15 protein-coding genes are annotated in these 13,550 nt (G+C 36.5%); 2 read left to right on the top strand and 13 right to left on the bottom strand.

The window, feature by feature from the left end; all coding sequences use genetic code 11:
• Nucleotides 1–11 precede the first annotated feature (11 nt).
• Both HMPREF1654_RS06175 and HMPREF1654_RS06180 read right to left on the bottom strand, forming a co-directional pair.
• Complete coding sequence (locus tag HMPREF1654_RS06175; protein ID WP_003077007.1) at nucleotides 12–344, bottom strand: putative DNA-binding protein; 333 nt, start codon at nucleotides 342–344, stop codon at nucleotides 12–14.
• Nucleotides 345–459: 115 nt separating this feature from the next.
• Nucleotides 460–1,158 carry a GntR family transcriptional regulator gene (locus HMPREF1654_RS06180; RefSeq protein ID WP_003076949.1) on the bottom strand — a complete coding sequence of 233 codons (699 nt, stop codon included), beginning with the start codon at nucleotides 1,156–1,158 and terminating at the stop codon, nucleotides 460–462.
• A gap of 140 nt (nucleotides 1,159–1,298) precedes the next feature.
• Between HMPREF1654_RS06180 and guaA the strand changes: the two genes are divergently transcribed.
• The gene (gene guaA / locus HMPREF1654_RS06185; RefSeq protein ID WP_003076638.1) at nucleotides 1,299–2,858 is read left to right on the top strand and encodes a glutamine-hydrolyzing GMP synthase; all 1,560 of its coding nucleotides are present in this window, start codon (nucleotides 1,299–1,301) and stop codon (nucleotides 2,856–2,858) included.
• A gap of 286 nt (nucleotides 2,859–3,144) precedes the next feature.
• On the opposite strand, the gene HMPREF1654_RS06190 is transcribed toward guaA, so the two are convergent.
• The 8 genes from HMPREF1654_RS06190 to HMPREF1654_RS06225 all read right to left on the bottom strand — a co-directional run bounded on the left by HMPREF1654_RS06190 (nucleotide 3,145) and on the right by HMPREF1654_RS06225 (nucleotide 10,086).
• Nucleotides 3,145–3,993, bottom strand: coding sequence for an alpha/beta hydrolase (locus tag HMPREF1654_RS06190; RefSeq protein ID WP_003076966.1), 849 nt, complete (start codon nucleotides 3,991–3,993; stop codon nucleotides 3,145–3,147).
• A gap of 111 nt (nucleotides 3,994–4,104) precedes the next feature.
• The gene (locus tag HMPREF1654_RS06195; RefSeq protein WP_003072689.1) at nucleotides 4,105–4,707 is read right to left on the bottom strand and encodes a lysozyme family protein; all 603 of its coding nucleotides are present in this window, start codon (nucleotides 4,705–4,707) and stop codon (nucleotides 4,105–4,107) included.
• A 3-nt stretch (nucleotides 4,708–4,710) separates the two neighbouring features.
• Nucleotides 4,711–5,685 (bottom strand): nucleoid-associated protein, encoded by a 975-nt coding sequence (locus HMPREF1654_RS06200; RefSeq protein ID WP_003076656.1) that lies wholly within the window; start codon nucleotides 5,683–5,685, stop codon nucleotides 4,711–4,713.
• Between the two features lies 1 nt (nucleotide 5,686).
• The gene (glyA, locus tag HMPREF1654_RS06205; RefSeq protein ID WP_003076431.1) at nucleotides 5,687–6,943 is read right to left on the bottom strand and encodes a serine hydroxymethyltransferase; all 1,257 of its coding nucleotides are present in this window, start codon (nucleotides 6,941–6,943) and stop codon (nucleotides 5,687–5,689) included.
• Nucleotides 6,944–6,979: 36 nt separating this feature from the next.
• Nucleotides 6,980–7,582: an L-threonylcarbamoyladenylate synthase gene (locus HMPREF1654_RS06210; protein ID WP_003076811.1), complete on the bottom strand. Its 603-nt coding sequence runs from the start codon at nucleotides 7,580–7,582 to the stop codon at nucleotides 6,980–6,982.
• Entirely contained in the window at nucleotides 7,575–8,405 is an 831-nt protein-coding gene (gene prmC, locus HMPREF1654_RS06215; protein WP_003076902.1) for a peptide chain release factor N(5)-glutamine methyltransferase, read from the bottom strand. Before prmC ends, HMPREF1654_RS06210 begins: the two co-directional genes overlap by 8 nt.
• Nucleotides 8,405–9,484, bottom strand: coding sequence for a peptide chain release factor 1 (gene prfA, locus HMPREF1654_RS06220; RefSeq protein WP_003076517.1), 1,080 nt, complete (start codon nucleotides 9,482–9,484; stop codon nucleotides 8,405–8,407). The genes prmC and prfA overlap by 1 nt, the downstream gene beginning before the upstream one ends.
• The gene (locus tag HMPREF1654_RS06225) at nucleotides 9,481–10,086 is read right to left on the bottom strand and encodes a thymidine kinase (RefSeq protein ID WP_003077040.1); all 606 of its coding nucleotides are present in this window, start codon (nucleotides 10,084–10,086) and stop codon (nucleotides 9,481–9,483) included. The genes prfA and HMPREF1654_RS06225 overlap by 4 nt, the downstream gene beginning before the upstream one ends.
• 104 nt (nucleotides 10,087–10,190) lie before the next feature.
• Here HMPREF1654_RS06225 and HMPREF1654_RS06230 point away from each other — a divergent pair, with 104 nt between their 5' ends.
• Entirely contained in the window at nucleotides 10,191–10,391 is a 201-nt protein-coding gene (locus HMPREF1654_RS06230) for a 4-oxalocrotonate tautomerase (RefSeq protein WP_257995685.1), read from the top strand.
• A gap of 76 nt (nucleotides 10,392–10,467) precedes the next feature.
• Here the strand turns inward: HMPREF1654_RS06230 and HMPREF1654_RS06235 are convergent, their stop codons facing one another.
• The 3 genes from HMPREF1654_RS06235 to HMPREF1654_RS06245 form a co-directional block, all read right to left on the bottom strand.
• Nucleotides 10,468–11,535, bottom strand: coding sequence for an MATE family efflux transporter (locus HMPREF1654_RS06235; protein WP_003076563.1), 1,068 nt, complete (start codon nucleotides 11,533–11,535; stop codon nucleotides 10,468–10,470).
• A 97-nt stretch (nucleotides 11,536–11,632) separates the two neighbouring features.
• The gene (locus tag HMPREF1654_RS06240) at nucleotides 11,633–12,898 is read right to left on the bottom strand and encodes a nucleobase:cation symporter-2 family protein (protein ID WP_003072704.1); all 1,266 of its coding nucleotides are present in this window, start codon (nucleotides 12,896–12,898) and stop codon (nucleotides 11,633–11,635) included.
• Nucleotides 12,898–13,479 carry a xanthine phosphoribosyltransferase gene (locus HMPREF1654_RS06245; protein WP_003076355.1) on the bottom strand — a complete coding sequence of 194 codons (582 nt, stop codon included), beginning with the start codon at nucleotides 13,477–13,479 and terminating at the stop codon, nucleotides 12,898–12,900. The genes HMPREF1654_RS06240 and HMPREF1654_RS06245 overlap by 1 nt, the downstream gene beginning before the upstream one ends.
• Nucleotides 13,480–13,550: the final 71 nt, after the last annotated feature.

Raw genomic sequence — 13,550 nt, forward strand, 5'->3', positions numbered from 1 at the left:
CTGACAATTCACTATTCTCGATTGTCAATACTAGATAAGGTTGCAATTTGCTTTTGCAAATAGATATCGTCAGCATATTTCTCTATTATTTGATCGAAAATTTGGCTTCTAACGATATAATCTGAATACATGTGAAGTTTCATTTCGTAGTCTTCTAAAATCTTCTCAGTCCGTTTGATGTTATCATAAACAGCTTGACGGCTAACTTGAAACTCTTCAGCAATCTCAGCGAGACTATAATCATCTGCATAATAAAGTTCAATATAATTCATTTGTTTATCTGTTAGAAGTGCTGCATAAAATTCAAATAGAGCATTCATTCGATTGGTTTTTTCAATTTCCATAAGATTTATTATACCAAAAAATACAGTAAAACTCTACTAGTGAAGAGATTTACTTAACTAAAAACACTCCCACATCAGCGACAGTGTTTACATATCTTAAATTAGGTAATATAAATTAATTGTTTTCTAAATAAAATTCAAATCGTTCGCCGACATATTGACTTTTGACATATTCAAAAGCCGTTCCATTGTCAAAATAAGAAATCTGTGTCAAACCAAGAATCGCATGACCTTTAGGAATTTCCAGGTAATGCGCAATCCTTTCTTTGGCAAGACGTGCATAAATAGTTTGTTGGGATTTTCCAATTTTATAGCCATGTTCTTGCAAGGTTTGAAAAAAATGCTTCGTAATTTCTTCTTTGTTAAAATTTTTGATGAATTTTTCTGGAATTGAAGCGACTTCATAAACTACAGGAATGTGATTAGCATACCGTACTCGTTCCATACGAATGACGTTTTCAGTCTTTTCGATTTCTAATTTTTCGACTTCTTCTTTACTTGGTAATGTTCGACGATAAGAAATAAGCTGACTTGAAGGCGCCTTTCCTTGGGCTTTGATAATTTCAGTAAAGCTAGTTGTGCCACGCATCTTTTCCTGAACCCGTGTACTAGCTACAAATGTACCACTTCCCATACGACGTTCCAGTACTCCTTCTTCTACTAAAAGAGTGATGGCTTGACGAAGTGTCATGCGGCTAACCTCAAATTGTTCAGCTAAATCACGCTCACTTGGCAAGCGTTGTCCGATTTTCCAAATTTCTTCGTCGATTTCTTTTTTTATTTGATCGTGAATTTTCATATAAGCTGGAAGCATAGTAACCTCTTTCAAGACAAATTTCCTCTTTTTATTGTATTATCAATTGAAATAAAAGTCAATTCTCACTCAATGGGATTGGAAAAGTCTCTATTTTGTGTTAGAATAAACAAAGAAATTTCATTTGAGAAAGGGAAGAAATGACAATTACAACTGAATTGCAAGATGTTGAAAGAATCATTGTATTGGATTATGGCAGTCAATATAATCAACTCATCTCACGCCGTATACGCGAGATTGGTGTTTTTTCTGAACTAAAAAGTAATAAAATTACAGCTGCTGAAGTTCGTGAAATAAATCCAGTCGGAATTATCCTGTCTGGTGGGCCAAATTCTGTTTATGAAGAAGGTTCATTTGATCTTGACCCTGAAATTTTGGAATTGGGCATTCCGATTTTAGGGATTTGTTATGGCATGCAGCTTTTAACTCACAAATTAGGCGGAAAAGTTGTACCCGCAAGAAACGCTGGAAATCGTGAGTACGGTCAGTCAGAACTCATTCATACGGATTCACAACTGTTTGCAAGCACTCCTGAACAACAAATTGTTCTTATGAGTCATGGAGACGCTGTTACAGAAATTCCTCAAGGGTTTGTACGAACCGGAACTTCTGCCGACTGTCCATTTGCAGCTATTGAAAATACCTCCAAGAAAATCTACGGCATTCAGTTCCACCCTGAGGTTCGTCATTCAGAATTTGGCTACGATATTCTTCGCAACTTTGCTCTTGATATTTGTGGAGCCAAAGGCGACTGGTCTATGGATAATTTTATTGATATGCAAATTAAGCAAATTCGAGAAACTGTTGGAGATAAACGCGTTCTTCTGGGTCTATCGGGTGGTGTCGATTCATCAGTTGTTGGTGTTCTCCTTCAAAAAGCTATTGGAGACCAGCTTATCTGTATTTTTGTAGATCATGGCTTACTCCGTAAGGGAGAGGCGGAGCAAGTTATGGATTCTCTTGGCGGGAAATTTGGTCTTAATATTATTAAAGCAGATGCTGCCAAGCGTTTCCTTGGTAAATTAGCTGGTGTATCTGATCCAGAACAAAAGCGTAAAATCATTGGTAATGAGTTTGTTTATGTTTTTGACGATGAAGCTAGCAAGTTAAAAGATGTAAAATTCCTCGCACAAGGAACGCTTTATACTGACGTTATCGAATCTGGTACAGATACTGCTCAAACTATCAAGTCTCACCATAATGTTGGTGGTCTGCCAGAAGACATGCAGTTTGAGTTGATTGAGCCTCTCAATACACTTTATAAAGACGAAGTTCGTGCGCTTGGTACAGAACTTGGTATGCCAGATGAAATTGTTTGGCGTCAGCCATTCCCAGGCCCAGGACTTGCCATTCGTATTATGGGCGAGATTACTGAAGAAAAACTCACAACTGTTCGTGAATCTGATGCCATTCTTCGCGAAGAAATCGTGAAAGCTGGACTCGATCGTGATATTTGGCAATACTTCACTGTGAATACTGGTGTTCGTTCGGTAGGTGTCATGGGAGATGGTCGAACTTATGACTATACTATTGCAATTCGTGCTATTACTTCTATTGATGGAATGACTGCAGATTTTGCTAAAATTCCTTGGGAAGTATTGCAAAAAATCTCTGTTCGTATCGTCAATGAAGTAGCTCATGTTAATCGTATTGTCTACGATATTACTAGCAAGCCACCAGCAACGGTTGAGTGGGAATGATGAAAATAAAAACCGCATGAAGTAAAGCCTTCAGCGGTTTTCTCTTGATAGTTTATAGTCTGCTTAACTTTATTATTAGCTAATATCATTTGTTCCAACATATGATTTCTTATGCCTTTTATAGCATAGCATTTGGACAAAAATGCGAGCATGCGTCTACTGGTATATAATCTCTGTATTGGTTCAGGTGTCGTCCTAAGCAATTTTGCATTGCAAGGTCATTCATCCTAAGAGTTGGTTCTTATAATATATCCAAAACAGTAAACTTAGTTTTTAATTGATCAATTTATTTTCCCCACAAAAATTGAATGAGTAACTTATCTACTTCTGGATTTTCGTGTAGTTGGCTATGTTGAGCTAGTTTACCTGTGATTTTCTTTTCTTGGTAAGATTTTGCATTATCAGAAACCAAGTACTTCAGGCTACGAGATGAAGCGTTTAAAACAGAACCATCTGATCCATTTTTGTAATCTCCATAGATATTTAACACGTCAACTTGATTTTGCGGGAAAACTTCACGTAATGGCAATAATCTTTGAAAAATCTGTGTGACTTGGTTTGGCTGACCTGTTGCTTCATTAACTTTTACATCAGAAGATAAACCCATAGCTTCTAAACCGGCAGCAAAATTAGCAATATTGACTTGCTTTTGTAATTGTGGTAATTTCTCATCTTGTCCATGATCTAGAAGATAATACAAAATAGACATATTTCCTAAAGAATGCCCCACCATATTCATCTTTGTAAAACCATACTTTTCTTGTAGCTTGCTGACCACGGCTTTTGCATATCGACCAACATCAATAGGATTGCGATTATCTTCGTAATTCACTTCTACGATTGGGTTGGCAGCGCCTTTGGAGATGTTTCCCTTCAAGGTTACCTGACCATTCCTATCAACATTTGCTCGAATAACAGTTTTTGTTACTCCTGCTTTTTTTGCTGCATCTGTCATATGTCGTTCAGCATTAGCACTACTCCCATAACCATGAAAGAAGAGCGTTGGAGTAGTTGATTGAACATAATTATTATTTTTATCTAACTTACCTTCTGCTTTAGTACGATAAAATAAAAACACAGAAATAGAAAGCAAAATTGTTAAAATTCCCGTAATTAAGGCTATTTTTTTCATCATATTTAGCATTTCCTTTTGTGAGATATATTTTCAAGTATAACATGTAAGAATATAAATGACAATTGATTTGTTTGAAAATCCCTAGCAGAGAAGCTACTAGGGATTTGATTATTAAAACCAATTCATCACTTTCATGATATACATATTCATCCGAACTTGACGAGAGTAATAGAAATTTCCTCCATTGATATAGAGTTTAGAACCATGTAAAAGTGCAATGGGATGATAATAAGCATATGTTTTCCCAGTTACGTTTCCTAAACTTGGTGCGACAACATCTTTAGAGTATTTTTTTGCTAAATCAATGGTGTTTTCCCCACCATGTTTTGCAATGTAGTCAATATAGGAGCGACCAAAGTTATAAGCTTGTACAGCGGTCCAAACATCTACTTTCTTTTTTTGCGCTAGATTTAAATTGGTGGATAAAGTTTGAACTCCTTGTCGAATACTTTCTTTATTATTTAAAATAGAATTTTTCTGTCCTGTCATACTCTCACTAGATTGCATAACATCAGAAACTTTACCTTTTGTTTCGGTATAAATCATAGCAAGGACAAGTTCTTCATTAGCTACAGTATCCTGCTCATCTAACACTTCTCGCACTAAGGTACGGTAGTTCATCACCTGCTTAACATCATGATGAACTTGGATAAACTTATAACAGACAAGGATTAAAAGGATAAGAAAAATCAGTTTTCTAAGAATTTTGAACATTATTTATTTACTTTGAATATCTTCTATGTTTTTGATGAGAATGGAATAAGTTCCATTGTCGTTTTGTATGAATTCTACAGATTCTGCATCTTGATAGATGTTATTGGGGACAATGAGTTCAATTCCATTTGAAAGGGAGAGTTTTTGATTTTCAAATTTTTTCTTCTGACGGCTACTATCAACTTCATCGAATTTAACAGTTTCTGGAATAACTTCCTTTACCCGATCTATAAAAGTCAAGCGAGCTGTAAGATTGTTATCAAATAATTCATCAGCTAGTTTTTCTGGCGACAATTCATCGTTTTCTTCTAAGTTTTTAAAAATAGACGATTTAACCTTGGATTGAAATTGGAAATCATCCTGATTAAAACTTTCTGCGACTTTTTGAGCCGTTTTTTCTAAGGCTTTAATAGATTTTTTAGGTGAAGTTTTAGGCTTGACTTGTAACAGGCTATCAGAAAAATAATTGAAAAAAGTCCCATTGTATTTAATCCGTTTTTCAATCAAATGGTATTTACGAGATTGAAGGTTAATAACCAAAGCCTCATCAGCACCTGTACCAAATCCAGGCAAGTTATTCTGGGTAATCTTGATAGGATTGTCTACTTGTCCACCCAAGTGAGTGAATGTTTCTCTCAAAGCAATGCGCAAAAAAGCAAAATGCTCAACGCCTTCTTTGTCAAATTGAACAAACATCAAATCGTTGGTTTTCTGATTTTCGCTTACCAAAAATTCCTCTTTCCAGAGATTGGCAACTGTGATGGATGTTTCTAAAAGGTCTTTTGTAATATGTGATAAAAAGACACTATCTTCTGTGAAAATACCTGTTTTAGCCTCATCTGAATAGACACGTTCAATCTTCCTGCGAAGATATTCTTCAATTTTGGGAGTAATATCAAGATATTTATCTGCTAAAAGAAGATCGGTATCTGATGGACTAAATTGATGAATAATAGCTTTTTTTATGTAAATGTCCATTTCAAACCTCGTATAGCGGAAAGGCATCTGTCAATCCCTTGACTTCTGCACGAACCTGCTCTAAAATAATTTCGTTATCAGCGTTTTCTAAAGTTTTAATAATCAATTCTGCTACTTTAATACTTTCTGTTTCGCCAAAACCACGAGCAGTAATAGCTGCAGTTCCAATCCGAATTCCACTTGTTTTAAATGGCGATAAAGTTTCATAAGGAATAGAGTTTTTGTTGAGGGTAATGTGTACATTATCCAATAAATCTTGAGCAATTTTTCCATTTTCAACCACTTTGGTCACATCCACAAGAAAAAGATGATTCTCCGTACCACCTGAAATGACACGGAAATTAGCATGTTGCTGGAATACTTGAACCATTGCCTTAGCATTATCCAAAATCTGCTGAGCATAAACTTTGAAAGCTGGATCTAATACTTCTTTGAAAGCAGCTGCTTTAGCAGCTACTACGTGCTCCAATGGTCCCCCTTGAATTCCTGGGAAGATTGCAGAATTAATCTTTTTTGCTAACTCTTCATCATTGGTTAAAATGAGACCTCCGCGAGGACCTCTAAGAGTTTTATGAGTGGTAGTTGTTGTAATATGTGCATAAGGTACTGGGCTTGGATGCAAACCAGCAGCAACTAAACCAGCAATATGAGCCATATCTACCATCAGTTTTGCTCCGACAGTATCTGCAATTTCACGAAATTTTGCAAAATCAATAATATGTGAATAGGCAGAAGCTCCTGCAACAATCAATTTGGGTCTGACTTCTTTAGCTTGTGCCAAAATAGCCTCAAAATCTAATAGTTCAGTTTCAGAATCAACATTGTAAGGTACAAAGTTGTAGTTTTTTCCAGAGAAGCTAACAGCAGCACCGTGTGTCAAATGTCCACCTGCCGCAAGATCCATTCCCATTACTGTGTCGCCTGGCTTGATTAAGGCCATATAAGCTGCACAATTTGCTTGACTACCTGAGTGAGGTTGGACATTAGCGAATTGTGCTCCAAATATTTTCTTGGCACGTTCAATCGCTAACGTTTCAATCACATCTACAACATTTGTACCGCCATAATAACGATGACCTGGATAACCTTCTGCATATTTGTTGGTTAAAATAGAGCCTTGTGCTGCCATAACCGCTTTTGAAACAACATTTTCTGAAGCTATTAATTCAATATTGTTTTGCTGACGTTTTTCTTCTGTAGTAATGGCTTCCCAGAGCTCACCGTCATATTCTTTATAGTCTTTATGATCAAAAATCATAAGAGTCTCCCTTCTGTCAAAATGGTTCAAAACCTACTAGTTGATTTTTTGAAAACCGATTTCTGGAATTTTAGCAAGGATTTCTGCACGAGTAACAGCCCCTTGACGTAGAATATGTGCGGTTTCTCCAGATAAATCCAAAATAGTTGAATCCTGACCTGTTAGAAAGATATCATCTTCTATACCAAGAACTTTATGGTTGAACTCTATCATAATTTGCTGAAAGTTTACTCCACTACTCTTTCCAGATAAATTTGCAGACGGACCAATGAGAGGTCCAAATTTTCTAATCAAGTCCAAAGTTTTGGGATGGTTAGGAACACGAAAACCAACTGTTTTCATACCTGAATTTACCCAAGTCGGAACTTGTTCATTAGCTTGTAAAATAATCGTTAAAGGACCCGGTAGAAAAGTTCGGTAAAGCTTTTCTAGATACTGAGGCTGATATTTAGAAAATTGATAAATATCTTCTAAACTTGAAACGTTTAGGTTCAAAGCTTTGTTGCGAGGTCTTCCTTTTAAGTTATAAACATGTTTGACAGCCTGTTTATCTAAGGCTTTGCAAAATAAACCATATACCGTTTCGGTTGGTAACACGACTGCTCCTCCGCCACTCAGTATTTCCTCAATTTTATCCATTATCTATCACTACCATTCTATCTTTTCCGAATTGATCTTGTAAGATGCGAATTCTCATTTTGGGAAGTGTGGACTCAAAGATTTTTTTGACCTTTTCCCCTTGTTTGTAGCCAATTTCGAGATAAATCTTTCCTTTTTCTGTTAAATGATTTGGGGCACTTTCAGCAATTTTTCGATAAACGGCATATCCATCTTCTTCGGCAAAAAGAGCAAGATGTGGCTCTGAGGCAAGGACGTTTGTCGCTACTTCCTCTATATCTATCTCTGAAATATAAGGTGGATTAGATACAATAATATCATACTTTCCCGTAATCTTCTGAAAACAATTAGACTGAATAAAGTCTACCATTACATTGATAGATTTTGCATTTTCTTGCGCTAAATCCAGAGCATCTTGGGAAATATCAGAAGCTGTAATCTGCCACTTATCACGCTCAGCAGCTAAAGATAAAGCAATTACTCCGCTTCCAGTTCCAATATCTAAAATTTTAATATTGATATTAGGATTTTCAGCCAAAATGAGGGTGACCAATTCTTCAGTTTCCGGTCGTGGAATCAGCACGCGTTCATCTACTTTAAAGGAGCGGCCCAAAAATTCTGCATGGCCAATAATATATTGAGCAGGTTTATGAGCTAATAATTGAGTTTGAATTTCTTTTAGTAACTTTACATCATCTACTGCTGCTTCTGTGTGCATTTTCATCACAAATTCGGTGAAAGATAAGTCTTTTAAGGCTCGAAAAGCAAAGGATAAGCTTTCTGCTTCTTCCCCAACTGCTTCAAGCTCGATTTCCATTTCAGCAAGAATTTGAGCTAATTTCATTATTTATTCAGTTCTTCTAATTTTTGTGTTTGATCATACAATACCAAAGCATCTACGATTTCATCTAATTTTCCAGCTAAAATCGTATCTAATTTTTGCAGTGTCAAACCAATACGATGGTCTGTCACACGATTTTGTGGGAAATTATAGGTACGAATCCGTTCTGAGCGATCCCCAGTCCCGATGGTCGATTTTCGCTCGGCATCTTGCTCGTCTTGTGCGATTTGCGCAAAATGGTCAGCTACGCGTGCACGGATAATCTTCATAGCCTTGTCACGATTCTTCTGTTGCGTTCTTTCTTCTTGCATTTCAACTTTGATATTTGTTGGCAAGTGAACGATCCGAACGGCTGTTGCGACTTTATTGACATTCTGACCACCAGCACCAGAAGCATGATAAATATCAATTCGAAGATCTTTTGGATCAATATCGTATTCTATTTCTTCGATTTCGGGCATGACTAAGACGGTCGCTGTTGAAGTATGAACTCGTCCTTGGCTTTCTGTCACTGGAACACGCTGTACACGGTGGGCACCTGATTCGTATTTTAATTTGGAATACACAGCTTGCCCAGAAACCATAGCTACTACTTCTTTGAAGCCCCCAACCCCATTCATGGAGGCTTCCATGATTTCAAATTTCCAGCCTTGTGATTCAGCGTATTTTTGATACATTGTTAGGAGGTCGCCAGCAAAAAGTGAGGCTTCATCACCTCCCGCTGCACCACGGATTTCTAAGATAATATTTTTATCATCGTTTGGATCTTTTGGAAGAAGAAGAATTTTCAATTTTTCCTCATATTCTTCCTTTTCAGTTTTCGCATCTTTGAGTTCTTGCTTTGCCATTTCTTCCAAATCAGCGTCGCCAGTAGCATCTTTAATCATTTCTTCCGCATCTGTAATATTTTGAAGAACCCTTTTATATTCACGATAAGCTGCTACCGTATCGCGCGTGCTTGCCTCTTCTTTGGATAATTCCATGAAACGCTTAGTATTACTGACAACATCAGGATCACTCAGAAGCTCTCCCAATTCTTCATAACGATCTTCAACGGCTTGTAGCTGTTCATAAATATTCATTGCTTGCTATTCTCTCTTTCATTCTTTATTTCCTCGATTTCTGGATGGAAATAGTGCTTCCTACAGACTGGGATATAGGTTTCGTTTCCACCGATTTGAATCTGTTCTCCCTCATAAACTGGCTGACCATTTGTTGTTCTTAATACCATAGTTGCCTTTTTAGAACAAAATTGACAAATCGTTTTAATTTCATCAATCTTATCTGCTAAAAGTAGGAGATACTTAGAACCTTCAAATAACTCATTTTGGAAATCATTTTTCAAACCAAAAGCCATAACTGGTACATTTAATTCATCAACCACTTTCGCCAAGTCATAGACATGATGACGAGATAGAAATTGTGCTTCATCAATCAATACACAATAAGGTTTTTCAGGCATTTCTTGAATGAAGTGGAAAATATCAGTATCTTCTGCTATTGCCATTGCTTTTCGTTTCATGCCAATACGACTAGAAACAACACCGAAACCATCACGTGTATCAAGTGCACTCGTCATGATAACAACACCTTTGCCCTGTTCTTCGTAATTGTGTGCCACTTTTAAAATTTCAATGGTTTTGCCCGAATTCATCGTGCCATATTTATAATATAATTGAGCCATTTTTCTTGATTCGTTTCAAATTTCTCCAATTTTTAATACTTCTTATTTTACCATATTCTGACACTCTTTAAAACCTAATTTGTGATAAAATAAAAATATCAAATATAAAAAGGAGAAATGAAATGCCATTTGTCAGAATTGATTTATTTGAAGGACGTACTTTAGAGCAAAAAAAAGCTCTTGCAAAAGAAATCACTGCTGCTGTCGTGAAAAATACTGGCGCACCACAATCTGCTGTTCATGTCATTATTAATGATATGCCAGAAGGAAGTTATTTCCCACAAGGAGAAATGCGTACAAAATAACAAAAAAGAATCTTGGATAAAAATCTGAGATTCTTTTTTGTTTCAAAATAGTAAGAATGCATGTGCGGTAGATAACCTAATTTCTTTTTTGAATATGGTTAAGTCGGAGTTGATATAAAATGCCACTAACAACCAGACTGATAATTAGGCCAAACCAATAAGCAAAGGGACCTAAATTTGTGAGGTGATCTAATAGTAATCCAACTGGTAACGCCACCCCCCAATAACCAATCAATCCCAAATAAAATGGCACTTTTGTATCCTTATAACCGCGTAAAATTCCTTGCAGAGGCGCTGCAAAAGTATCTGCTAATTGAAAAAACAAACTATAAGTTAAGAAAATGGATGTCAGACGAATGAATTCTTTGTTCGTTCCATACAATGAAGCGACTTGATGACGAAAAAGATATAAAAATGTCAGTGTGAACATAGCAAATCCCAGTGCGGTCACTCTCCCAAGAGTACAATATTTTCTCACAACATCTAGTCGTTGAGCACCAATTTCGTAAGATACGATAATCGCCATTGCATTAGAAATGCTCATGGGGAAAGCATACATAAGATTTGAAAAATTAATAGCAGATTGGTGACTGGCAATGACTAATGAAGAAAATTTTGCCATGAGTAAACCGACAACTGAAAATATCACAACTTCTGCAAAAACGGTCCCTCCAATAGGAAAACCTAGGCGCATGCCTTCCAGAAATAAAAGTAGTGGGATAATTCCAAACGCTAAATACCAGAGATAATGTATAGCAACTTTTGCTACTAAAGGTTCTAAACTCATATTGGACAGAACCAGCGGCCCACCTAAAAATACGAGTCCGAACAAGAGAAGAGATAAGCCAAGAGACAAATAAATAAACTGATAAAAATCAGAAGCGACTTTTTCTTCTCGTTTTTGTCCTAAATGATGCCCAATAATCGGAACCAAAGCTGAGACAATGCCAGTTAGAAAAGTAAAGAAAGGACTCCATAAACTAGTCGCCATTGAAACTCCAGCTAGATGCAAAGTATTGTAATGTCCCGTCATTGTTGTGTCTACAAAAGAGGCTGAAAAATTGGCAAGTTGATAAATCAAAATTGGCAAAAAAATTGAGACGAATAATATCATTCGTTCTTTTAAATTGCGAGTTTGGTACATAAAATCTCCTCAAACAGTTCTTTCTCTCTTAACTATACTATAAGCAATTGGAATAGTCAAAAAGGCTAGGAGAAAATCTTCCTAGTCTTGTCGAACTTTATTTCTTCTTATGATTTAAAATAAGGTTTAAGGCAATTGCAATTACACTTGCCATGACAATTCCGTTTGAGAAAAACATTTGCAAGCCAGTTGGTAGGCTGTTAAAAAGATTACTTCCATTTAAGCCGACTCCAGCAGAAATAGATACAGCAGCAATCAAGAAATCATGCTCATTGTGTTCAAAATCAACTCGTGCTAGCATTTGCATTCCCTGAACTGAAACAAAACCAAACATGATAAGCATAGCGCCACCAAGTACAGGGCTTGGAATAATTTGTGCTAAAGCTCCGAATTTTGGTAGTAATCCTAACAAGATAAGAAAGCTTGCTGCATAATAGATTGGAAGACGTGTTTTAATTCCAGAAAGTTTGACTAAACCAACATTTTGTGAAAATCCTGTATATGGGAACGTGTTGAAAATACCGCCCAACAGTACAGCAATTCCTTCTGCTCGATAACCATTTCGCAGGCGAGTGCTGTCTAGTGTTTCCTTTGAAATATCTGAAAGCGCAAAATAAACGCCTGTTGATTCAACCAGAGAAACGGTTGCGATGATACACATCATGATGATTGATGAAAATTCAAACTTGGGAATCCCAAAATAAAACGGTGTTGGAACGTGCATAAGAGGTGCTTGAGTTACTGGAGTAAAATCTACTAAGCCCATACAACTAGCAACAATTGTTCCGACCATTAAACCAATCAAAATGGCAATGGATTTGAGAAAGCCTTTTGCGAAGATATTTACCAGAAGTATTATTAAAATTGTAACAGCAGCTAACAATAAGCTTTGGGCAGTTGGTTTTTCACTATTATTTCCCATATTACCAATGGCAACTGGAATGAGTGTCAATCCGATGGTTGTAATTACTGATCCTGTCACAATTGCTGGAAAAAAATTAGCAATTTTAGAACAAAATCCTGCAATCAAAAGAACGTAAACACCAGAGACGATGAGTGCTCCAAACATAGCTCCACTTCCATGTTTTTGACCAATCATGATCAAAGGGGCAACCGATTGAAAGGCAACCCCAAGTACGACTGGCAAGCCGATGCCAAAATATTTATTGAGTTGTAATTGTAAAAATGTTGCCACACCACACATGAAAATATCTGTAGAAATAAGGTAGGTCAGCTGTTGACTCGAATAACCTAATGCACTAGCAATCATGATAGGGACAAGGATTGACCCTGAATACATCGCTAATAAGTGTTGCAAACCTAAGATAGCCGCTTGTGAGTGCTTTTTTTCTTTATAATTCATTATGCATCGGCCTCCATAAATACAATTTTTCTATTTTCAAATTTTTGAATACGAGCTAAAGAAACGACTTTTCGCTTATCTTCTTCTAGTAACTTTCTACCTTCTTGGAATGATTTTTCAATGACAATACCAATCGCTTCTACAGAGGCGCCTGATTGCTCAATAATATCGATAAGGCCCTTAGCAGCCTGTCCATTTGCTAAGAAATCATCGATAATAAGAACTTTGTCCTGGCGATTTAAGAATTTCCCCGCAATCGAGATGGTACTCGTTACTTGCTTGGTAAAAGAATAAACTTCTGCCGTTAAAATCCCCTCCGTCATAGTGATATTTTTTGACTTTTTCGCAAAAATCATCGGAACTCCCAGTGCTTCAGCTGTATAAATGGCAGGTGCTATACCAGATGCTTCAATTGTCACAACTTTTGTAATACCGGCAGATTTGAAATAGGTAGCGAATGCTTTTCCAATTTCTCTCATTAAGTTTGCATCAACTTGATGAGTAAGAAATGAATCCACTTTTAAAATATTTTCCCCTAAAACATGCCCATCTTTTAGAATGCGTTCTTCTAATAATTTCATAAAATCACCCTTTAAAAAATAAAAAGCTTGCCAAAAGCAAGCCTAAAACAATTGGTTAAGCAATTGAATGT

The organism is Streptococcus intermedius SK54 = ATCC 27335, assembly GCF_000413475.1.
Lineage (GTDB): Bacteria > Bacillota > Bacilli > Lactobacillales > Streptococcaceae > Streptococcus > Streptococcus intermedius.